We start from the raw sequence: 22,522 nt of genomic DNA on the forward strand, positions 1-22,522 counted from the left end.
CTGCTGACCCGGCTCGATCCGGGCGGCGGCTGGTGCGCGGTGTTCTGGCAACGGGACCCCGAGGGCATGCGCGCCTGCCTCGACGGCTGGGAGGTCCCGCCCTGGGACGTGGTGGAGGCGCTCCTGCAGGACCTCGCCACCGCATACGGTCCCGCGGCCGCCGCCCAGGAGGCCGAGCGGGCCCGCGCCCTGCACAGCGCCTCGCTCGCCGCCCACGACGCCCGCCCCGGCGCCCGTGACGCCCTGGGCGACCGCCTCGGCGTCATGATGCGCGAACAGCGCTACGCAGTCGAGCGCACCGCCGAACTGAACCGGCGGCTCCAGACGGCCACCGGCCCCGAAGAAGCCGAGGCACTCCGGCTCGACCTGGCCTGGGCCCAGGACGACCACGAACGCGCCACGGCCCGCTGCGTCGAGATCCGGGCCCGCCTCACGAACCTCGCCGACCGCGCCCCGCACCCACCCGCGCAGGGCGCGCAGCACTTCCAGGACGCGGACGCCGGGGCCGTCTTCCGGGTGCGGGACCGCGGCCGCACCCATGACCGGTGGGAGGAGGACCAGGGCCGTACCCACGACCCACGGAACCCCCACGGGCGTACGAGCGAGGCCACGGACCACCGCGACCACCCGGCCGGAGCGCCGACCGGTGTCGGACGCACGGACGCGACCCGCTCCCGGGCGGGAGCCGGCCCCCGCGCCCCCGGAGCCCTCGACTCGGAGGACCGCTTCCGCTTCGACGCGCCGGGCCCGGCCGCCCCCGCCGACCCCGGTGGCACCGCTCCCGCATCCGAGCCGCAGAGCGAAGCCCCCGCCGCCCCGGCTCCCAAGCAGCGCACCAAGTCCAAGTCCAAACGCCGCCCCCGGGGCAGCGCCCGCTTCGCCGGGATGATGGACACCGAGGAGACGCCCCCGCGGCCGTCGTCCCCACGACGACGGAACCCGCCCCGGCCGCCGCCCCCACGACCCGTACACCCCGAGGCGCCCGTTTCGCGGGCGTGGCCGACACTGCCCCGGCCGCCGAGCCCCATCCGCCGCGCCCGCAGCCGCTCGACGACGAGGCACGCCGGGAGATCACCGGAACCGTCCAGTCGCTGCTCACCCTGCGGCGCGACCAGCGCAGCGGCGAGGCGCACGTCCTGCTCGCCGAGGCCGCCCACTGGCCCGCCGCCCGCTACCCGGTGCTCGCCGCCGAACTGCACCACGCCGGCCTCGGCGCCGACTGGGCCACCCTCCTGTGGGAGGCCGCCTCACTGCCCGCCGACAAGCTGGTGGCCGCCGCGGACGCGCTGGCCGGGGCGGGGCGCACGGTCGACGGGGAGCAGTTGCTGCGGCAGGGCGTGGCCCGCCCGGCCGCCGAGATCGGCGCGTCCGTCCTCGCTCTCGCCCATGAGGGGCGCGACCGGGAGGTGCGCGCGCTCCTGGACGCGTACGTGCGCATCCGTACGCCCGAAGAGGCCGTCCGTAGCGTGGAGGCCGACCCGCAGCGCCTCGTACCGCTGCTCCTTCGGGCCGCGCGGCGTGTGTCGGACGAACGCCACTGGGACCTCGTCCACGCCTTCCGGGTCGCGGGTTTCACCGCCTGACCGCACGGGCGGTCACCCGGAGGGGTGCGAAACATGATCGACTCGTCCGGTTAACGGCGATGGTCTTGCCCAGGTGCGCGGGGAGGCTTACGTTCGACCATCTACGGCCCGTGTCTACGGGCGTAGAGGCTCTCTGACGTCCCCGTCGAAGGAGCAGCTGAAATGGCCAACGTCGTACGCGCCGCTCTGGTCCAGGCGACCTGGACCGGCGACACCGGGTCCATGGTCGACAAGCACATCGAGCACGCCCGCGAGGCGGCCCGGCAGGGCGCCAGGGTCATCGGCTTCCAGGAAGTCTTCAACGCGCCCTACTTCTGCCAGGTCCAGGAGCCCGAGCACTACTCCTGGGCCGAACCCGTGCCCGACGGACCGACCGTCACGCGAATGCGGGAGCTGGCCCGCGAGACCGGCATGGTGATCGTCGTCCCGGTCTTCGAGGTCGAGCAGTCCGGCTTCTACTACAACACCGCGGCCGTGATCGACTCCGACGGCACCTTCCTCGGCAAGTACCGCAAGCACCACATCCCCCAGGTCAAGGGCTTCTGGGAGAAGTACTACTTCAAACCGGGGAACCTGGGCTGGCCCGTCTTCGACACGGCCGTCGGCAAGGTCGGCGTCTACATCTGCTACGACCGCCACTTCCCGGAGGGCTGGCGGCAACTCGGCCTGAACGGCGCCCAGCTCGTGTACAACCCGTCCGCCACCTCCCGCGGCCTGTCCTCCCACCTGTGGCAGCTGGAGCAGCCCGCCGCCGCCGTCGCCAACGAGTACTTCGTCGCCGCGATCAACCGTGTGGGCCAGGAGGAGTACGGGGACAACGACTTCTACGGGACGAGCTACTTCGTCGACCCGCGCGGGCAGTTCGTGGGCGGGACCGCGAGCGACAAGGACGAGGAACTCGTCGTACGGGACCTCGACTTCGACCTGATCGAGGACGTACGGCAGCAGTGGGCGTTCTACCGTGACCGCCGCCCCGACGCCTATGAAGGACTGGTGCAGCCGTGACCAACGAACTGCTCGGGCGGCACAGGGCCGTCATGCCCGACTGGCTCGCCCTCTACTACGCCGACCCCATCGAGATCACCCACGGCGAGGGCCGTCACGTCTGGGACGCGGCGGGCAACAGGTACCTCGACTTCTTCGGCGGCATCCTCACCACGATGACCGCGCACGCGCTGCCCGAGGTCACGAAGGCGGTCAGCGAACAGGCCGGAAGGCTCATCCATTCGTCCACGCTGTACCTCAACCGGCCGATGGTCGAACTCGCCGAGCGCATCGCGCAGTTGTCCGGAATCCCGGACGCGCGGGTCTTCTTCACCACGTCCGGCACCGAGGCCAACGACACCGCGCTGCTGCTGGCGACCGCGTACCGCCGCAGCAACCAGATCCTGGCGATGCGCAACAGCTACCACGGGCGTTCGTTCAGCGCGGTCGGCATCACCGGCAACAGGGGCTGGTCCCCGACCTCGCTGTCGCCGCTCCAGACGCTGTACGTCCACGGTGGCGTCCGCACCCGCGGCCCGTTCGCCGACCTGAGCGACGCCGACTTCATCGCGGCCTGCGTCGAGGACCTGAAGGACCTCCTCGGTCACACCCGTCCACCGGCTGCCCTCATCGCCGAGCCCATCCAGGGCGTCGGCGGTTTCACCGCGCCGCCCGACGGCCTGTACGCGGCCTTCCGCGAGGTGCTCCAGGAGCAGGGCATCCTGTGGATCTCCGACGAGGTGCAGACCGGCTGGGGCCGCACCGGCGACAACTTCTGGGGCTGGCAGGCCCACGGCCGGAGCGGACCGCCGGACATCCTCACCTTCGCCAAGGGCATCGGCAACGGCATGTCCATCGGCGGCGTCGTCGCCCGCGCCGAGATCATGAACTGCCTGGACAGCAACTCGATCTCGACGTTCGGCGGCACCCAGATCACGATGGCCGCAGGCCTGGCGAACCTCACCTACCTGCTGGAGCACGACCTCCAGGGCAACGCCCGGCGCGTCGGCGGGCTGCTCATCGAGCGGCTGCGGGCCATCGCCGCGCAGGTTCCGGCCGTACGGGAGGTACGCGGCCGGGGGCTCATGATCGGCATCGAGCTGACGAAGCCCGGCACGGACGAGGCCGACCCGGACGCGGCGTCCGCCGTGCTGGAGGCAGCCCGCGAGCAGGGCCTGCTCCTCGGTAAGGGCGGCGGCCACAACACCAGCGCCCTGCGCATCGCCCCGCCCCTGTCGCTGACCGTCGCCGAGGCGGAGGAGGGCGCCGAGATCCTGCAGAGCGCCCTGAGGAGCGTCCAGCCGTGAGGGGTCTCCCGGAGGGGCCCGCGGCCATGTGGTGCCTCCGGTAAGACCCGGTCATGGCCGGCCACCCCGACCGGCCGGTGTGCCGGGTACACGCCGCCGAGGCCGCCGCCGCGGGCGTGATGGCGTGCGTGACCGTCAGCGGTTCTGCCGGGACCGCCGCCCCGAGGCGTACGACCCGCTGACGGCTCCGCAGCCGGGCGGCACCCGCGCGCCTCGGGGGCGCGCGGGAGCAGCCGAGAGCGGGGGAGGGGCCGAGAACTCGGGGGAGCGACCAGCCACACACGACCCGCAAGTCCGACCACAACCCAGCGGAGCGTCAACGCATGAGCAGCCGTACCGTCATCCGCGGTGGTCTCGTCATCACCGCGTCCGACGAGATCCACGCCGACGTCCTGATCGAGGACGGCCGCATCGCCGCCCTCGCCACGAGCGGCACCCCGGCCGCCGAGGCCTGGACGGCCGAGCGCACCATCGACGCCACCGGGAAGTACGTCATCCCGGGCGGCGTCGACGCGCACACGCACATGGAGCTGCCGTTCGGCGGCACCTCCGCCTCGGACACCTTCGAGACCGGAACCCGGGCCGCCGCCTGGGGCGGCACCACCACCATCATCGACTTCGCCGTGCAGAGCGTCGGCCACGCGCTGCGGGAGGGCCTGGACGCCTGGATGGCGAAGGCCGACGCCCAGTGCGCCATCGACTACGGCTTCCACATGATCGTCTCCGATGTGAACCAGGAGACGCTCAAGGAGATGGACCTGCTGGTGGAGGAGGGCGTCACCTCCTTCAAGCAGTTCATGGCGTACCCCGGCGTCTTCTACAGCGACGACGGCCAGATCCTGCGCGCCATGCAGCGCTCCGCCGAGAACGGCGGCCTGATCATGATGCACGCCGAGAACGGCATCGCGATCGACGTGCTCGTCGAGCAGGCACTGGCCCGCGGCGAGACCGATCCGCGCTACCACGGGGAGGTCCGCAAGGCGCTGCTGGAGGCCGAGGCCACCCACCGCGCCATCAGGCTCGCCCAGGTGGCCGGCGCGCCCCTGTACGTCGTGCACGTCTCGGCGACGGAGGCGGTCGCCGAGCTGGCCAGGGCGCGCGACGAGGGGCTCAACGTCTTCGGCGAGACCTGCCCGCAGTACCTGTTCCTGTCCACGGACAACCTGGCGGAGCCGGACTTCGAGGGCGCGAAGTACGTGTGCAGCACGCCTCTGCGCCCGAAGGAGCACCAGGCCCAGCTGTGGAGGGGCCTCAGGACGAACGACCTCCAGGTCGTCTCCACCGACCACTGCCCCTTCTGCTTCACCGGCCAGAAGGAACTCGGCCGCGGCGACTTCTCCAAGATCCCCAACGGCCTCCCGGGCGTCGAGAACCGCATGGACCTGCTCCACCAGGCCGTCGTCGACGGGCACATCTCCCGCCGCCGCTGGATCGAGATCGCCTGCGCGACCCCGGCCCGCATGTTCGGCCTGTACCCGAAGAAGGGCACCATCGCCCCGGGCGCCGACGCCGACGTCGTCATCTACGACCCGGGCGCCGAGCAGGTCATGTCCGCCGAGACCCACCACATGAACGTCGACTACTCGGCCTACGAGGGAAAGCGCACCACCGGCCGGGTAGAGACGGTCCTCTCGCGCGGCGAACTCGTCATCACCGAGCGGGAGTTCACCGGACGCGCGGGTCACGGCGTCTACACCCCCCGCTCCACCTGTCAGTACCTCAGCTAGGAGTGGCGCCCATGGACTTCGGACTCGTCCTGCAGACCGACCCGCCGGCCTCGAAGGTCATCAGCCTGATGCAGCGGGCCGAGCGGAACGGCTTCACATACGGCTGGACGTTCGACTCCGCCGTGCTGTGGCAGGAGCCGTTCGTGATCTACAGCCAGATCCTGTCGAGCACGTCGACGCTGAAGGTCGGCCCCATGGTCACCAACCCGGGTACCCGCACCTGGGAGGTCACCGCCTCCACGTTCGCCACCCTCAACGACATGTTCGGCAACCGGACCGTGTGCGGCATCGGCCGCGGCGACTCCGCGATGCGTGTCGCGGGCCGTAAACCCAACACCCTGGCCCGCATCAGCGAGGCGATGAAGGTGATCCGGTCGCTGGGCAGCGGGGGAGAGGCCGACCTCGGCGGCGGCACCGTCATCAGGTTCCCCTGGGTCAGGCCCGGCGCCGAACTCCCGGTATGGATGGCCGCGTACGGCCCGAAGGCACTGAAGATGACCGGTGAGGAGGCCGACGGCTTCATCCTCCAGCTCGCCGACCTCCACCTCACCGAGCACATGGTCAAGGCGGTGAAGGACGCGGCCGTCGCCGCTGGCCGGGACCCGTCCGAGGTCACGATCTGCGTGGCCGCCCCGGCGTACGTCACCGAGGACGACTCGCCCGAGGCGCTCGCCCACGCGCGCGAGCAGTGCCGCTGGTTCGGCGGCATGGTCGGCAATCACGTCGCCGACCTCGTCGCCAGGTACGGCGAGCACTCCGCGGCCGTACCCGAGGAGCTCACCGACTACATCAAGTCCCGTGAGGGGTACGACTACACCCACCACGGGCGCAGCGACAACCCCGACACCGGGTTCGTGTCCGACGAGATCGTCGACCGCTTCTGCGTCATCGGACCGGTGGAGAGGCACATCGAGAAGCTGAACGCGCTGCGCGAGCTGGGCGTGGACCAGTTCGCCGTGTACGACATGCACGACGCCGAGGAAGCCGTGATCGACGCCTACGGCACACAGGTCATCCCGGCCGTGAACTCCTGACCGCCCGCCGGCTCGTCGTCGGCGCCCCGCCTCCCGACCCGCACGACCGCTCAGCCCCCGCTCCGTGTCTTCCTCCCCCCGGCTCCTTGTCTCCCTCCCTCCCCGTCCCGGGGAGGGACCAGGGCCACCGCACGGCCTTTCCCGCCCGCCTCACCGATTGGCCTGCCCATGACCGAAACAGTCCCCACGGGATCGCCGATATCCCAGACCGCCGACAGTGACGGCCGCATCGAGCTCGCCCCCGGGGCCTTCCCCGCCGACAGCCCCTTCGCCAACGAGGACCTGCGTCCCGTCCCGGTCGCCGAGCGCAAGTGGACGACGTACAACTTCGCGGCCCTGTGGATCTCCATGGCCCACTGCATCCCCAGCTGGACCCTGGCCTCCGGTCTGGTCGCCCTCGGCATGGACTGGAAGCAGGCCGTCTTCACCATCGCCCTGGCCAACGTCATCGTGCTGCTGCCGATGCTGGCCACCGGGCACGCCGGACCCAAGTACGGCATCCCGTTCCCGGTGCTCGCCCGCGCCTCCTTCGGCGTGCGCGGCGCCAACATCCCCGCGCTGATCCGCGCGGCCGTGGCCTGCGGCTGGTTCGGCATCCAGACCTGGATCGGCGGCAGCGGCATCTTCGCCCTGGGCTCCAAGCTCACCGGCGGCGGCTGGGAGAACGCGGGCAGGGTCGCGGGCAATCCATGGCCGCTGTGGCTCTGCTTCGTCTTCTTCTGGGCCGTGCAGATCGCCATCATCTACCGAGGCATGGACTTCCTGCGGCACTTCGAGAACTGGGCCGCGCCCTTCGTGATCGTCGGCGCGTTCGTGCTGCTGATCTGGATCGCGGTCAAGGCGGACGGCTTCGGCCAACTGCTGTCGCAGCCCTCGAAGCTGGGCTGGGGCGCCGACTTCTGGCCGGTCTTCTTCCCCTCCCTCATGGGAATGATCGGCTTCTGGGCCACCTTGTCCCTCAACATCCCCGACTTCACCCGCTTCGGGTCCAGCCAGAGGGCCCAGACGTGGGGTCAGTCGCTGGGCCTGCCCACGACGATGACGCTCTTCGCGGTCCTCGCCGTGCTGGTCACCTCTGGCTCCGAGGCCGTCTACGGCGAGGCGATCTGGGACCCGGTCGCCCTCGCGGCCAGGACGGACAACGCCTTCGGTCTGCTCTTCGCGCTCGTCATCGTGGTGGTCGCCACGATCTCCGTGAACATCGCGGCGAACGTGGTCTCCCCCGCGTACGATCTCGCCAACCTGGCCCCGAAACTCATCAACTTCCGTACGGGCGCGCTGATCACCGGTGTCATCGGTGTGCTGATCTTCCCGTGGAAGCTGATCTCCACGCCCGAGTTCTACATCTTCACCTGGCTCGGTGTGGTCGGCGGTCTGCTCGGCACGGTCGCGGGCATCCTGATCGCCGACTACTGGATCGTCCGCCGCACGGTCCTGCACCTCGCGGACCTGTACCGGCCGGGCGGCCGCTACTGGTATTCGTCCGGCTGGAACTTCAAGGCCGTGGCGGCCTTCGCGGTCGGCGGTGTGCTCGCCGTCGGCGGCTCGTACTCGGGCGTGGACGCCAAGGGCGCGAAGACCGGCCCGTTCCCGGCCGACGGACTGATCCCGTTCCTGAAGCCGCTCGCCGACTACGGCTGGGCCGTGGGCCTGGCCGCCTCGCTGGTGCTGTACGTGGCGCTGATGGGCGGAAGGGAGCGGCGGTCCGCCGAAGCCTGAGGCGGTTGCGGCGAAGGCGGCCCGACGGGGCGCGCGATGGTGAGGCCGCGCTGGAACGATTCCCCTACTGGGCGTCGTCCAGCGCGGCCACCGCCTCCTTCGCGGCCTTGATGGCGCCCTTGTTGATCTCGTCCGTGCCCGGCGCCTTCTTGCTCTCGAAGTCGCTGCCGTTGTACGTGACCACCACCAGGGCGTTGGAGACGCGGGCGATCACGGCGCCCTCGCGCGTCTGCTGCTTGTCCTCGGTGGTCAGGTTCACGACGGAGTACGCCGAGTCACCGAGACCCGGCACCGCCCCTCCGCCGCTCTTCTCCTTCACGCGCTGCTCGTAGGCGCTCAGGGCCCTGTCGTCGGAGTTCTTGATCTCGTACGAGACGTCGAGCCAGCGGTAGTCGAACCCCTTGAGGGCGTTCCAGGAGCAGGTGCGGCGTACAGCCTTGTCGGTGGACGCAATCTCCTGTCCTGCCGTCTTGGCGTCCGGGACAAGGGACTTGACGGTCTTCTCCGAGATGCCGGAGCAGGGCGCGGGCGCCTGCGAGTAGGCCTTGGCGGCCGCGGACGCCGAAGGAGCGGACTCGTCGGACCCGGACCCGGACGCGGCAGCGTTCTTCCGGGCCGGGTCCTGCTCGCCGGCCGGAGTCGCGGCGAACGGACCGGACGACAACGCCCAGCCGGCCGAGGCGAGTACGGCGACCGGCAGCAGACGAGCGGTGAGAGCGAGCGGCAGTGGAAGTTCACGCACGGTGTGGTCTCGGGGGAGTCGGTGCGGCGTTCCGCACGGGGTGGGGGACGCCAGTGTCACATGCGTAGCTGTGGGGGCGGAAGTGCCAACTCGCTCCGTGGCCGTTCGATTACTGAGGCTCACTGCTGACGCGCGGCACCACGCCGTCACCGGCCAGGCCGAAGTCCGGGAACGCCCTCTCGATCCGGTCGACGGCGGTGAACGCGCCATAAGCGACGAGGTGCACGAGACAGTGGTCGGTGTGGACCGGTGTGCGCCAGGCCGCCACGTCCTCGTCGGTGATGCGGTACGGAGCGAGTGCGGCCAGCAGCGCCAGGCGCGCTCCCGGGCGGTCGTGGCGGCTCGGCAGGACGCCCCACGCGAGCGGCGGGTGCGTGCCGCGCCACGCCCGGACCACCTGCTGTACGAGGGCCCGATCGGCCTCGTCGAGGAGACCCGCGCCCGCCGAGGCCGCGGTGCGGAGGGCGGCGTAGGCCGGGCCGACCGTGGTGCCGGCGGCCCACTCCGGTCCGGGCCCGGGGTCGTCCAGGAGGGCAAGGCTCGCACCGGGTGCGGGGCGACGGCGGACCGTCTTCGCGAGCGAGCGGCCCATGAGGCTGCGGACCGGGCGGAGCCGCTGGGCGTTGCCGGGGAGGATCTTCTCGGTCAGCAGGGCCGACACGATCCGGTTGACGAAGTGGAACGCGAGGGCGGTGCCGATGTGGGCGGGGGCGTGCTTGCCGGGGAAGGGCAGCGGGGTGAGGCCCGGACCGCCGGGGACGCGGGTCGCCTTGCCCCAGGCCAGCACGCGCGCGTGTGCCTCGTCGTCGGGTGTCCCGCCGCGGGCCACGCGTTGGGCGAGGGCATGGTCCCCGGTGGCGTGCAGAAACATCGTGTGAGCGTCCGTGCAGAAGGGGCAACGATTGGCGATCGAGACCCCAAGAGCGGTCAGCTGCCTGCTGGTTCGGCTTCCCTCGCCCGCGATCAGCGACTCCCGCACCAGCGCCCACGTCGGAGCGAGGATCTCGGGCGCCGAGGAGAGAACCACGAAGGTGGTGGCCCGCTCGATGCCGAAGTCCTCGGCGAGTTGGGCGTACACGTCGGCGGTGACGCCGGTGGCGGACTCGGGCGGGGGAGGGTGGTGTGGCGGAAGGGGGTGGGCATGCGGGGCTCCTCGGAGCTCGACGGGTTCCTGGCCTGCTCGAAACCCTCGCTCCGATCGGTGGGCCGGCGCGTCGTACGTCCGGAGTCACTCACGGCTGAGGCCACGGGGTGGCGCCTGTCGGGAACTACTCCGCGGGGAGTAGCCGCGGAGCCGTCCACAGGGCTGACGCGAGTGTCGGTGGCGGGGGCTAACGTGCCCTGCATGCAACCGGACCAGGGCATGCGCAGGCGCCTGGCCGACGTGACGCTCGCCGTCGTCGTCGGCGCCCTCGTCATGACCTCGGCCGTGTTCGACACCGGCACGACGGTGCTCGACCATCTGCTGATCGCCGTCGGCTCGCTGGCCCTTGCCGGATACCGGCGAGCGCCCCGCACGGTCCTCGCCGTGACCACGGGGGCCATGACGGCGTACGTCCTGCACGCCCACCCCGGCGCCCTGTCCGCCCTCCCCGTGCTCGCCGCCGTGCACACCGCCGCGCGCGTGGGGCACCGCGCGATGGCGGCGGCCGCGAGCGGCGTGTTCCTGGCCGGATACCTCGCCACGGGACCCACGACCGAGGAGATCGTCGAGCGCGTGCTGCTGCTCGTCGGCTGGTTCCTGTGCGCCGTCGCGACAGGGCTCGCGGACCGTAACTGGCAGGCGTACCTGCGCCAGACGGAACAGCGCGCGCTGGAGGCGGAACGCACCCGGGAGGAGGCCGCCCTGCGTCGCGCGGGTGAGGAACGCCTGCGTATAGCCCGGGAGTTGCACGACTCGCTCACGCACAGCATCTCGATCGTCAAGCTCCAGGCCGGTGTCGCCGTCCATCTCGCCCGCAAGCGCGGCGAGGAGGTGCCGCCCGCGCTCCTCGCCATCCAGGAGGCCGGCGGCGAGGCCATGCGCGAACTGCGGGCCACGCTGGAGGTGCTGCGCACGGACGAGCCGACCGGCACGCCCGCGCTCCTCGTCGAGCGGGCGCGCGCCGCGGGCCTCACCGTCGAGCTGACGGTGACCGGCGAGGAGCGTCCGCTGACGGCGGCCCTGGACCGGGCCGCCTACCGCATCGTCCAGGAGGCCCTGACGAACGCCGCACGCCATGCCGGGCCGGCCAAGGTCACCGTCCGGCTCGCCTATGGCGGGCAGGAGTTGGAGATACGCGTGGACGACGACGGCTGCGCGGACCCGTCCCGACCGCACACGCCGGGCATCGGACTCACCGGCATGCGCGAACGCGTCACCGCCGTCGCCGGCACGCTGGACGCGGGGCCGCGCCCTGAGGGCGGCTTCTCGGTGCGGGTGCGCCTGCCACTGGCCGGCGCGAGGGAGGCGGCGTGAGCGGTGTCCCGGGGGAAGCGAGCCGGTGTCCGATCCGGGTCGCGCTCGTCGACGACCAGGCCCTCATGCGCGCCGGCTTCCGCGCCCTGCTCGACGCCGAGGACGGCATCGAGGTGGTGGGCGAGGCCGCCGACGGCGCGCAGGCGCTGACCCTCGTGCGCGCCGAGGTCCCGGACATCGCGCTCATCGACGTCCAGATGCCGGTGATGACGGGCATCGAGGCCACCCGCCGCATCGCCGCCGACCCGGACCTGTCCGGTGTACGTGTCGTGATCCTCACCAACTACGGCCTCGACGAGTACGTCTTCGAGGCCCTGCGCGCCGGCGCCAGCGGCTTCCTGCTCAAGGACACCGAGCCCGCCGACCTGCTCCAGGCCATCGAGGTCGTGGCGGGCGGCGACGCGCTGCTGTCGCCGTCGGTGACGCGGACGCTGATCGGCGAGTTCGTGTCCCGGCCACCGGACCGGGCCACCGCACCCGGTCTGGACTGCCTCACCCGACGCGAACGCGAGGTCACCGCGCTCGCCGCGCGCGGGCTGACCAACGAGGAGATCGCCGCGCACATGGTCATCAGCCCCTTCACCGCCAAGACCCATGTGAGCCGTGCGATGACGAAGCTCGGCGCCCGTGACCGGGCCCAACTCGTCGTCTTCGCCTACGAGTCGGGGCTGGTCACGGCACGCGGACAGGCGGAGTGAACCCTTCCGTGGAGCGCGCGTGCGAGGATCGGCGCGTGATCGCGATACGCCGCACCCCGTCCCGGTACGCCCTCCTCGTCGGCGTGCTGGCGCTGTGCGCGAGCGGATGCGGGCTCTCCACCGAACTGGAGCGTGAGTTCGACCCCGATCCCGAACGGCCGCCGGCCACGACACGGCCGCCCGCCCCGCCACCCGCGTCCGTGACTCCCGATGCCTCGCCGTCGGTGCCGCTCCAGCCGCAGCGGGGCTGTCCGCCCTCCGGCGTGCGCTTCGGTACCGGTCCCGTCAGCGCCGCCATGGGACTGCGCGCCATGACCCTCACGGTGACCAACTGCTCTGCCGAGCCGTACGAGTTGAACGGCTACCCATCCGTCACGGTGCTCGACGAGGCAGGCGCGCCCCTGGAGGCGGTACGCACCGCCGAGGGCACGGACGAGGTGTCCATGGCCCCGGAGGACCCCGGCCCCGAGCCGCTGACCCTGGCTCCGGGCGAGACCGCCGGCGCGGGACTGTACTGGCGGATGGCCGTGGAGAAGGGCGTGTTCCTGCGTGTCGCGCCCGGGGAGGGAGACGACGTCACGACCGTACGCGCCGAGGACTACCTGGACATCGGCCCGGAGAACGTCCTGGGGACGACGGCATGGACGAGGACCCCCTGACCGCGGGTGGCATGGACCTGTGCGGCCGGGACCAACGGGTTGCGGCGCGCCGTCCGGGGTTGACGGGTTGCGGGGCGCCGTCCGGGATTGACGGGTTGCGGTGCGCGTTCGGTGTTAACCGGTTGCGGGGCGCCGTCCGGGATCAGGAGCCTTGACGCATGACTCAGCCACAGCCCGCCACTGAGCCCTCACCGCCCTCCCTGCGCGACGAGATCCTCGCCTACTACGAGCGAGGGGAGGAGGACGCCCGCCTCAGACGGGGCGCCGGACGGCTGGAGTTCTGGCGTACCCAGGAGGTGCTGCGCCGACTCCTGCCGGACGCGCCCGCGCGCGTGCTCGACGTGGGCGGGGGCAGCGGCGTGCACGCGGAGTGGCTGGCGGGCGACGGGTACGAGGTGGAGCTCGTGGACCCCGTGCCCCTGCACCTGGAACAGGCCGCGCGACTGCCGGGCGTCAGTGTCCGCCCCGGAGACGCCCGCGCTCTGCCCGCCGATGACGCGGCGTACGACGTCGTGCTCCTGCTCGGGCCCCTCTACCACCTGCCGGAGCGCGCCGACCGGGTGCGCGCGCTCGCCGAGGCACATCGCGCCGTCCGGCCGGGTGGGCTGGTCGTCGCGGCCACCATCAACCGTTTCGCGGGGCTCCACGACGGCCTTCAGTTGGGGCACTACTTCGTGCCGTCGCACCGTGCGCGGACCGATGCCTACCTGGGCGACGGCCACCACATGCACGCACCCGACGACCCGCTCTTCACCACCGCGTACTTCGCCGACCCCACCGACGTACCCGGCGAGTTCACCGAGGCGGGGCTGGCTCACGAGGGCCAGTACGGCGTCGAGGGCGTTGCCTGGCTGATGGGCCGTGTCGAGGAGTGGCTGGACGACCCGGAGCGACGGGAGGCCGTCCTCGCGGCGAGCCGGCGCATCGAGTCCGAACCGTCGCTGCTGGGCGTGAGCGGGCATCTGCTGACGGCGGGCAGGCGCCGACTGTAGCCGGGGCGGCAGTGCGGGAGGCCGGCCGGGTGACCGTGTGACGAGGCGGGGCAGCCGGGGACGCATGCCGGCTGCTCAGATGGGCAGGTCCTGATCATTGACCGGACCGACCGACGCGCGTGAACAACGAGGTGAGAGCTGCATGTTCACCACCCGGCCCACCCTCTCGGGCACCTTCGGCATGGTGTCCTCCACTCACTGGCTCGCCTCACAGTCGGCGATGGCCGTCCTGGAGGACGGCGGCAACGCGTACGACGCGGCCGTGGCCGCGGGTTTCGTACTGCACGTCGTCGAACCCCACCTCAACGGCCCGGCCGGCGAGGTCCCGATCATCCTCGCTCCGGCGGGCGGCGAGGTCAGGGTGCTGTGCGGTCAGGGCGTCGCGCCCGCCGGGGCCACGATCGAGCACTACAGGGGACTCGGTCTGGATCTCGTACCCGGCACGGGCCCGCTCGCGGCGGCCGTCCCCGGTGCGTTCGACGCCTGGATGCTGCTCCTGCGCGACCACGGGACGAAGCCTCTCGCCGACGTCCTGAAGTACGCCATCGGGTACGCGGAGGACGGTCACCCGCCCGTGGAGCGCCTCGGTGAGACCGTCGAGACGGTGCGTGCCCTCTTCGAGGAGGAGTGGGTCTCTTCGGCGGAGGTGTATCTGCCCGGTGGGAAGGCCCCGCGCGCGGGTCAGCTGTTCCGCAACCCGGCGCTGGCCGCCACCTGGAAGCGGGTGCTCGCCGAGGTGTCCGGTGCGGGGGACCGCGTGGCCGAGATCGAGGCGGCACGTCAGGTGTGGCGGTCCGGCTTCATCGCCGAGGCGCTTCTGCGGCAGGACGCGCGGCCCACCATGGACACCAGCGGCGAGCGCCACACCGGCACGCTCACGGCAGCCGACCTGGCGTCCTGGTCCGCGTCCTACGAGCCGCCGGTGACGTACGACTGGAACGGCTGGACCCTGTGCAAGGCGGGCCCCTGGAGCCAGGGCCCGGTGCTGTTGCAGCAACTCGCGCTCCTGCCGCCGGAGCTGCCCCGGTACGGGTCCGCCGAGTACGTGCACCTGCTCGTCGAGGGCTGCAAGCTCGCCATGGCGGACCGGGAGGCCTGGTACGGGGATGCCGGGGGCCAGGCCGACGTGCCGCTCGGCGATCTTCTGTCGGAGGAGTACAACGCCGGACGGCGTGCGCTCGTCGGCGACACGGCGTCGTACGAGCTGCGACCCGGCAGCCCCGGAGGGCGCGTTCCGCGGCTGAGTGCCCACGCGCGCGTGGTGGCCACCGACGAGCCCGGGTTCGACGTACTGGGAGTCGGCGAGCCGACCGTCGCGGCCCACGGGGGCACCCGCGGCGACACCTGCCACCTGGACGTCGTCGACCGCTGGGGCAACATGGTCGCGGCCACACCCAGCGGCGGCTGGCTCCAGTCCAACCCGGTCGTGCCCGAGCTCGGCTTTCCGCTCGGCACCCGGCTCCAGATGACGTGGCTGGACGAGGGCCTGCCGAACTCCCTCACTCCCGGCCGCCGCCCCCGCACCACGCTCACGCCGTCGCTCGCGCTGCGCGACGGCGTGCCCGTCATGGCGTTCGGCACGCCCGGCGGCGACCAGCAGGACCAGTGGCAGCTGCACTTCTTCCTCGCGGTCGCCCTGCGCCCCCACATTCGTGGCGGTCTCGACCTCCAGGGCGCGATCGACGCTCCGAACTGGCACAACGACGGCTTCCCCGGCTCCTTCTACCCCCGCGGTATGCGCCCCGGCAGCGTCACGGTCGAGTCCCGCATGCCGCCCGAGCTGATGGCGGAACTGCGGCGGCGCGGGCACGACGTGACGGTCGGCGACGCCTGGTCCGAGGGCCGGCTGTGCGCGGTCGCCCGCGATCCGGAGACCGGGCTGCTGTCCGCGGCGGCGAACCCACGGGGGATGCAGGGGTACGCGGTCGGCCGCTGACGGGCGGTCGCCGACGATCGGCCCCGGGTGGGTGCAGGCGCCGGGTGCCCCGCACACGCACACGGGTATTCACGGCGATTCCACCCGGAGTGCACCGGCCGGGCAGGGATTGTCAGTGACGCGTGCTCTCATGGAGGCATGATCGAAGACAACGAAACCATCGACGAGTTTCTCGCCCGGCACGTCACCGACGTCGAGGAGGCGATCCGTGAGGCGGCCACCGCCGAGATCATGCCGCGCTTCCGCCGGCTCGCGGCGCACGAGGTCGACCAGAAGAGCGGCCCGCACGACCTGGTGACGGACGCCGACCGCAAGGCCGAGCTGTATCTGACGGAGGCGCTCACCGCGCTGCTGCCCGGTTCCGTCGTGGTCGGCGAGGAGGCGGTGCACGCCAACCCGGCGTCGTACGAGGCGATTCAGGGCGAGGCGCCGGTGTGGATCGTCGACCCGGTCGACGGCACCCGCCAGTTCGTGCACGGCGATCCCGGTTTCTGCACCCTGGTCGCGCTCGCCCAGGGCGGCGTCCTGCGTGCCTCGTGGACGTTCGCTCCGGCCCTCGACCTCATCGCCGTCGCGGTGCGGGGCCGGGGCGCCACCCTCGACGGCGCGCCTCTGCGGGCCGGCTCACCCGTGCCGGGGGAGGACCTCCGGGTGGCCACGTCCCACCCGGACTACACGACCGACGAACAGAAGCAGGCCCTCCTCGGCATCTACACCGACGGGGTCGCCGCGCGTGCCTGCGGCTCGGCCGGTCTGGAGTATCTCGCCATCGCGCGCGGCGAGTTGGACGCCACGGCCTTCTCCTGGGAGGCCGCCTGGGACCACGCCGCCGGCATTCTCCTGGTCGAGGAGGCAGGCGGCACGCATCTGACCCGCACGGGCGAGCCCTTCCGGATAACGGGCGGCAACGCCCTGCCGTTCACCACGGCCCGTGACGAGGCCGCGGCGCGCCGGGTGGTGGGCCTGCTGTCGGACGGAGCACCCCTGATCGGCTCGGGTCTCTGATCGGCTGGGGTCTCCTGGGCGTCCTGGGTGATCCGGGACGCCGCCGGGTGGGCGGCTCGTCCTGGTGTGCCACCCGCGCCCCGGCCCTGTCGGTCCCCCGGCATATCCTGATCCCGAGTGGCCATCGGCTGACGAAGGAGTCCGAAGGTGCCGTCGATGCTCGATGCGGTCGTGGTGGGTGCGGGGCCGAACGGACTGACGGCTGCCGTGGAGCTGGCCCGTCGGGGCTTCTCCGTGGCCGTGTTCGAGGCGCGCGACACCGTCGGCGGGGGAGCCCGGACCGAAGAGCTCACCCTGCCCGGCTTCCGGCACGACCCGTGCTCGGCCGCGCACCCGCTGGGCATCAACTCGCCCGCGTTCAACGCGATGCCGCTGCAGCGGTACGGCCTGGAGTGGCTGCACGCCGAGCGGCCCATGGCGCACCCGTTCCCCGACGGGACGGCCGCGGTGCTGGCCCGGTCGGTGGCCGAGACGGCGGCCTCGTTCGGGCCGCGTGACGCCGGGCCGTACCGCAGACTGATCGAGCCGTTCCTGCCCAGGTGGGACACCCTGGTCCGCGACTTCATGTCGCTGCCGTCGACCGCCCTGCCCCGCGACCCGGTCACCCTGGCACGCTTCGGCCTGGTCGGCCTGCCGCCCTCCACCTGGCTGACACGCCGCTTCCACGACGAGCGCGCCAAGACCTTGTTCGCCGGGCTGGTCGCCCATGTCATGGCCCCGCTCGACGGCTTCGCCACCGGCGGCGTCGGCCTGGTCTTCGCGCTGGCCGCGCACGCCCGCGGCTGGCCCGTCGCCCGCGGCGGCTCGGGGGCCATCTCGGACGCGCTCACCGCCTACCTGAAAGACCTCGGCGGCACCGTCCACACCGACTACGAGGTGAAGCGCCTCGACGACCTGCCGCCCGCGCGCGCGTACGTCTTCGACACCTCACCCGCCGCCCTGGCCCGGATCGCGGGCTTCGGCCGCTACTACGAGACTTACCGGTACGGGGCGAGCATCTTCAAGATCGACTACGCGTTGGACGGCCCCGTGCCCTGGACCGCTGAGGAGGCGCGTGGCGCCGGTACCGTCCAGGTCGCGGCCGACGAGTCCGAGATCGGCGCCGCCCTGTACGCGGCCTCCCGCACGGGCCGTGCCCCGGACCCGCCCTTCCTGATCACCGTGCAGCCCAGCGTCGCCGACCCCACCCGCGCCCCCGAGGGCAAGCACGTCTTCTGGGCGTACGGCCATGTGCCGAACGGCTGGACCGGGGACCTCACGGACGCCGTCGAGCGCCAACTGGAGCGTTTCGCACCGGGGTTCCGCGACCGAGTCCTGGCCCGCGCGACCGCCGGCCCGCCCGAACTGGCCGCGCGCAACGCCAACTACGTCGGCGGGGACATCGCCTGCGGTGCCGCCTCCGGCCTGCAGCTCCTGCTCCGTCCGAAGCTCTCCCTGTTCCCTTACAGCACCCCGCATCCGGCGGTCTTCATCTGTTCCTCGGCGACCCCGCCGGGACCCGGTGTGCACGGCATGTCCGGGCACAACGCGGCCAAGGCGGTGTGGCGGCGGCTGCGCGCTGAGCCCAAATGACGGATCTTTACCCCGAGTTGACAGCACCCGAAATGGGAAAACACTGTCGCCTTTGTCACTTCTCCTACCCGGCAGTAGGCAACTGAGGGGCCGGCGGCCCGCGAGTAGGGTGCGGCTATGAAAGATCGGAAAGCGGTTTCCCGGTTGACCTGATCGCGGGACCGAGGACGTCCTCGCGCTCATGCCCCCTCAGGCGGCTCTCCCTATCTGCCCCCGACACCTCCGTTCTGCCCCCGACACCTCCGTGCGAGGACGGTTCGTATGCGACCTGCGCCCACCCCACTCAGATTCGGCTACGGCACCAACGGCTTCACGAACCACCGTCTGGCCGACATCCTCGCCGTCCTCGCCGACCTTGGCTACGACGGTGTGGCCCTCACTCTCGACCACGCGCACCTCGACCCGTACGCCGACGACCTGAGCCGACGCGTGGCCGTGCTCGCCCGGAACCTGGCGCGGCACGGGCTGGACATCACGATCGAGACCGGTGCGCCCTACCTCCTGAACCCTTGGGGCAAGCACCTGCCCACGCTGATGTCGGACGGCTCCGAACTCAGGATCGACCTGCTGCGGCGCGCCCTGCGCATCGCCGCCGACCTCGGCTCGCCCACCGTCCACCTGTGCAGCGGCCCCCCGCCCGACGGGCTGCCGGAGGAGGACGCGTGGAAGCGCCTCGCGGCCGGCGTCGAGACGGTCCTTCGGACGGCGGAGCGGTACGGGGTGGCGCTCGCCTTCGAGCCGGAGCCGTACATGTTCGTCGACACCGTGGAGCGCTGCCTGGACCTCGCCGAACGCGTCGGCGGGCACGAGCTGTTCGGGATCACCCTGGACGTCGGGCACGCGCACTGTGTGGAGGAGCGGTCCGTGCTCGACTGCGTGCGCCTGGCCGCCCCACGGCTGCGGAACACACAGATCGAGGACATGCGCCGCGGCATCCACCAGCACCTGGAGTTCGGTACCGGCGAGATCGACTTCCCTTCGGTGCTGGCCGCTCTGCGCGATCTCGGCCACCGTGGCCTGGTCTCGGTCGAGATCCAGGGCGGGGCACTCGACGCCCCCGACGTCGCCCGCCGCTCGATCGAGTTCCTGCGCGCGGCGGCGGGACAGGCGCGAAGCCGCCGCTGCGTGACGGGCCCCGAAGGGTGGACGGCCTCGGCCGCTACCGGAGCCCGGGCTGGTGTACGGGCTGGTATAGAGGCCCCATGACCGCCATCACGCTCATCCAGGGCGACATCACCCAGCAGTCCGTCGACGCCATCGTCAACGCTGCGAACTCCTCCCTCCTCGGCGGCGGAGGTGTCGACGGCGCCATCCATCGCCGGGGCGGCCCCGCCATCCTCGCCGAGTGCCGTGACCTGCGGGCCTCCCGCTACGGCAGGGGCCTGCCCACCGGGCAGGCGGTCGCCACCACGGCGGGCAACCTGGACGCGCGCTGGGTGATCCACACCGTGGGGCCGCGCTTCACCCGGGAGGAGGACCGTTCGGAGCTGCTGGCCTCCTGTTACCGGGAGTCGCTGCGGGTCGCGGACGAGCTGGGCGCCCGTACGGTCGCGTTCCCGGCTGTCTCCGCCGGGATCTACGGGTGGCCCATGGAGGACGCCGCCCGGATCGCGGTGGAGACGGTGCGGGAGTCGGTGCGGGAGACGGAGTCGGCCGTCGAGGAGGTCAGGTTCGTGCTCTTCGACGAGCAGGCATACGAGGCGTTCGCCAGGCATGTCCGGTGAAGCCGGTCGTTCTCCGGTGCGCTTGGGGCACCTGCCCCCGGGGCACATGACAACGTCCGGGCCGGCCCGTGCGGGCCGACCCGGACGTCACGATCAAACGGTCGTGATCAGACCTTCGTGGTCAGATCTTCATGATCCGACCGCCGTGATCAGATCCGGACTCAGGCGACGTCGAACCGGTCGAGGTCCATGACCTTGGCCCATGCCGCGACGAAGTCCTTCGCGAACTTCTCCTTCGCGTCATCGCTCGCGTAGACCTCGGCGAGCGCGCGCAGCTCGGAGTTCGAGCCGAACACGAGGTCCGCGCGGGTGCCGGTCCACTTGACCTCGCCCGTGGCCGCGTCGCGGCCCTCGAACGTGTCCTGGGCCTCGGACGTCGACTTCCACTCCGTACCCAGGTCGAGCAGGTTGGCGAAGAAGTCGTTGGTCAGCGTGCCCGGGGTGTCGGTGAAGACGCCGTGCGCGGACTGGGCGTGGTTGGCGCCCAGGACACGCAGACCGCCGACGAGGACCGTCATCTCCGGGGCGCTCAGGGTGAGCAGGTTCGCCCGGTCGAGCAGCAGGTACTCGGCCGGCAGACGGTTGCCCTTGCCCCGGTAGTTGCGGAAGCCGTCGGAGGTGGGCTCCAGCGCGGCGAAGGACTCCGCGTCGGTGTGCTCCTCCGTCGCGTCCACACGGCCCGGGGTGAAGGGCACCGCGATGTCGTGGCCGGCGTCCTTGGCCGCCTTCTCCACGGCAGCCGAGCCGCCCAGCACGATCAGGTCCGCCAGGGACACCTTCTTGGCGCCGGAGTTGAACTCCTGCTGGATGCCCTCGAGGACGCGCAGGACCTGGGCGAGCTCGTCGGGGTTGTTGACCTCCCAGCCACGCTGCGGCTCCAGGCGGATGCGGGCGCCGTTGGCACCGCCGCGCTTGTCGCTGCCGCGGTACGTCGAGGCCGAGGCCCACGCCGTGCTGACCAGCTGCGAGACGCTCAGGCCCGAGTCGAGGAGCTTGGCCTTGAGGGCCGCGACGTCGGCGGTGTCGATGGCCTCGCCCTCGGCCTGGGGCAGCGGGTCCTGCCACAGCAGGGTCTCCTCCGGGACCTCCGGGCCGAGGTACAGCGACTTCGGGCCCATGTCGCGGTGGGTCAGCTTGAACCAGGCGCGGGCGAACGCGTCCGCGAACTCCGCCGGGTTCTCGTAGAACCGGCGGGAGATCGGCTCGTAGATCGGGTCGAAGCGCAGCGACAGGTCGGTGGTGAGCATCATCGGGCGGTGCTTCTTCGACGGGTCGTGCGCGTCCGGAACGATCTCCGGGGCGTCCTTCGCCACCCACTGGTTGGCGCCGGCCGGGCTCTGGGTGAGCTCGTACTCGTACTCGAAGAGGTTCTTGAAGAACCCGTTGCTCCACTGGGTCGGGGTCGTGGTCCAGGTGACCTCCAGGCCGGAGGTGATGGCGTCCGCGCCCTTACCCGTGCCGAAGGTGCTCTTCCAGCCCAGGCCCTGCTCCTCGATCGAGGCGCCCTCGGGGGCGTCGCCGACGTTGTCTGCCGGGCCCGCGCCGTGGGTCTTGCCGAAGGTGTGGCCGCCGGCGATCAGGGCGACGGTCTCCTCGTCGTTCATCGCCATGCGGCGGAACGTCTCACGGATGTCGCGGGCCGCAGCGATCGGGTCCGGGTTGCCGTTCGGGCCCTCCGGGTTGACGTAGATGAGGCCCATCTGGACCGCGCCGAGCGGGTTCTCCAGCTCGCGGTCGCCGGTGTAGCGCTGGTCGTCGAGCCAGGTGGTCTCGGGACCCCAGTAGACGTCCTCCTCGGCCTCCCAGACGTCCGCGCGGCCGCCGCCGAAGCCGAAGGTCTCGAAGCCCATCTGCTCCAGCGCGACGTTGCCCGTGAGGACCATCAGGTCGGCCCAGGACAGGCTCTGGCCGTACTTCTTCTTGACCGGCCACAGCAGACGGCGGGCCTTGTCGAGGTTGCCGTTGTCCGGCCAGCTGTTGAGGGGGGCGAAGCGCTGCTGGCCGGCCCCGGCACCGCCGCGGCCGTCGCTGATCCGGTAGGTGCCCGCGCTGTGCCAGGCCATGCGGATCATGAGCGGGCCGTAGTTGCCGAAGTCGGCGGGCCACCAGTCCTGGGAGGTGGTGAGGACCTCGGCGATGTCCTGTTTCACGGCCGCGAGGTCGAGGGACTTGAACGCCTCGGCGTAGTCGAACTCCTCACCGAGGGGGTTCGCCACCTCGGGGTTCTTGGCGAGGATCTTCAGGTTGAGGCGCTCCGGCCACCACTGACGGTTGCCTCCGCCCTGCGTCGGGTGCGCGGCGCGCCCGTGCGCGACCGGGCAGCCACCTGTGCCCTCGGCCTTGGGGTCGGTGACGATTGCATCAGGGTTCTCAGCCATGGGA

The 22,522-nt window shown here is 71.8% G+C and carries 18 protein-coding genes and 1 pseudogene; 16 read left to right on the forward strand and 3 right to left on the reverse strand.

Annotation, left to right across the window (positions count from 1 at the left end; translation table 11 throughout):
* Positions 1-995 precede the first annotated feature (995 nt).
* From E0500_RS45010 to E0500_RS22135, 7 genes are all read left to right on the forward strand, one after another.
* Complete coding sequence (locus E0500_RS45010; RefSeq protein WP_309505115.1) at positions 996-1,583, forward strand: hypothetical protein; 588 nt, start codon at positions 996-998, stop codon at positions 1,581-1,583.
* Positions 1,584-1,745: 162 nt separating this feature from the next.
* Positions 1,746-2,588 (forward strand): nitrilase-related carbon-nitrogen hydrolase, encoded by an 843-nt coding sequence (locus tag E0500_RS22115; protein WP_131572010.1) that lies wholly within the window; start codon positions 1,746-1,748, stop codon positions 2,586-2,588.
* Complete coding sequence (locus tag E0500_RS22120) at positions 2,585-3,874, forward strand: aspartate aminotransferase family protein (RefSeq protein WP_131572011.1); 1,290 nt, start codon at positions 2,585-2,587, stop codon at positions 3,872-3,874. Before E0500_RS22115 ends, E0500_RS22120 begins: the two co-directional genes overlap by 4 nt.
* A 53-nt stretch (positions 3,875-3,927) precedes the next feature.
* On the forward strand, positions 3,928-4,056 hold the full coding sequence (locus tag E0500_RS44010; protein WP_258572889.1) for a hypothetical protein: 129 nt from the start codon (positions 3,928-3,930) through the stop codon (positions 4,054-4,056).
* Positions 4,057-4,197: 141 nt separating this feature from the next.
* Entirely contained in the window at positions 4,198-5,601 is a 1,404-nt protein-coding gene (hydA, locus tag E0500_RS22125) for a dihydropyrimidinase (protein WP_131572012.1), read from the forward strand.
* Positions 5,602-5,612: 11 nt separating this feature from the next.
* The gene (locus E0500_RS22130) at positions 5,613-6,635 is read left to right on the forward strand and encodes a TIGR03842 family LLM class F420-dependent oxidoreductase (protein WP_131572013.1); all 1,023 of its coding nucleotides are present in this window, start codon (positions 5,613-5,615) and stop codon (positions 6,633-6,635) included.
* A gap of 168 nt (positions 6,636-6,803) precedes the next feature.
* The gene (locus E0500_RS22135; RefSeq protein WP_131572235.1) at positions 6,804-8,354 is read left to right on the forward strand and encodes an NCS1 family nucleobase:cation symporter-1; all 1,551 of its coding nucleotides are present in this window, start codon (positions 6,804-6,806) and stop codon (positions 8,352-8,354) included.
* Between the two features lie 64 nt (positions 8,355-8,418).
* Here the strand turns inward: E0500_RS22135 and E0500_RS22140 are convergent, their stop codons facing one another.
* Both E0500_RS22140 and E0500_RS22145 read right to left on the reverse strand, forming a co-directional pair.
* The gene (locus E0500_RS22140) at positions 8,419-9,096 is read right to left on the reverse strand and encodes a hypothetical protein (protein ID WP_131572234.1); all 678 of its coding nucleotides are present in this window, start codon (positions 9,094-9,096) and stop codon (positions 8,419-8,421) included.
* A 109-nt stretch (positions 9,097-9,205) separates the two neighbouring features.
* A pseudogene (locus E0500_RS22145) lies at positions 9,206-10,239 on the reverse strand (carboxymuconolactone decarboxylase family protein).
* A gap of 202 nt (positions 10,240-10,441) precedes the next feature.
* On the opposite strand from E0500_RS22145, the gene E0500_RS22150 reads away from it, so the two are divergent.
* The 9 genes from E0500_RS22150 (at position 10,442) to E0500_RS22190 (ending at position 20,140) form a co-directional block, all read left to right on the forward strand.
* The gene (locus E0500_RS22150; protein ID WP_131564083.1) at positions 10,442-11,554 is read left to right on the forward strand and encodes a sensor histidine kinase; all 1,113 of its coding nucleotides are present in this window, start codon (positions 10,442-10,444) and stop codon (positions 11,552-11,554) included.
* Positions 11,555-11,619: 65 nt separating this feature from the next.
* Positions 11,620-12,252, forward strand: coding sequence for a response regulator transcription factor (locus E0500_RS22155; protein WP_131564108.1), 633 nt, complete (start codon positions 11,620-11,622; stop codon positions 12,250-12,252).
* A gap of 35 nt (positions 12,253-12,287) precedes the next feature.
* Positions 12,288-12,911, forward strand: coding sequence for a DUF4232 domain-containing protein (locus E0500_RS22160; protein WP_165935023.1), 624 nt, complete (start codon positions 12,288-12,290; stop codon positions 12,909-12,911).
* 158 nt (positions 12,912-13,069) lie between these two features.
* Complete coding sequence (locus tag E0500_RS22165; protein WP_131564085.1) at positions 13,070-13,903, forward strand: bifunctional 2-polyprenyl-6-hydroxyphenol methylase/3-demethylubiquinol 3-O-methyltransferase UbiG; 834 nt, start codon at positions 13,070-13,072, stop codon at positions 13,901-13,903.
* Between the two features lie 142 nt (positions 13,904-14,045).
* A complete protein-coding gene (locus E0500_RS22170; RefSeq protein WP_131564086.1) occupies positions 14,046-15,839 on the forward strand; it encodes a gamma-glutamyltransferase family protein in 1,794 nt (597 codons plus the stop codon).
* Between the two features lie 138 nt (positions 15,840-15,977).
* Entirely contained in the window at positions 15,978-16,844 is an 867-nt protein-coding gene (locus tag E0500_RS22175) for an inositol monophosphatase family protein (RefSeq protein WP_131564087.1), read from the forward strand.
* A gap of 156 nt (positions 16,845-17,000) precedes the next feature.
* Positions 17,001-18,416 (forward strand): NAD(P)/FAD-dependent oxidoreductase, encoded by a 1,416-nt coding sequence (locus E0500_RS22180; protein WP_165935024.1) that lies wholly within the window; start codon positions 17,001-17,003, stop codon positions 18,414-18,416.
* Between the two features lie 261 nt (positions 18,417-18,677).
* Positions 18,678-19,622, forward strand: coding sequence for a sugar phosphate isomerase/epimerase (locus tag E0500_RS22185; protein WP_131564089.1), 945 nt, complete (start codon positions 18,678-18,680; stop codon positions 19,620-19,622).
* Positions 19,619-20,140, forward strand: a complete 522-nt coding sequence (locus E0500_RS22190; RefSeq protein ID WP_131564090.1) for an O-acetyl-ADP-ribose deacetylase — start codon at positions 19,619-19,621, stop codon at positions 20,138-20,140. Before E0500_RS22185 ends, E0500_RS22190 begins: the two co-directional genes overlap by 4 nt.
* A 161-nt stretch (positions 20,141-20,301) precedes the next feature.
* Here E0500_RS22190 and katG read toward each other — a convergent pair whose 3' ends face one another.
* The gene (gene katG / locus E0500_RS22195; protein ID WP_131564091.1) at positions 20,302-22,518 is read right to left on the reverse strand and encodes a catalase/peroxidase HPI; all 2,217 of its coding nucleotides are present in this window, start codon (positions 22,516-22,518) and stop codon (positions 20,302-20,304) included.
* Positions 22,519-22,522 lie beyond the last annotated feature (4 nt).

This window comes from Streptomyces sp. KM273126 (genome assembly GCF_004337435.2).
Taxonomy (GTDB): domain Bacteria; phylum Actinomycetota; class Actinomycetes; order Streptomycetales; family Streptomycetaceae; genus Streptomyces; species Streptomyces acidicola.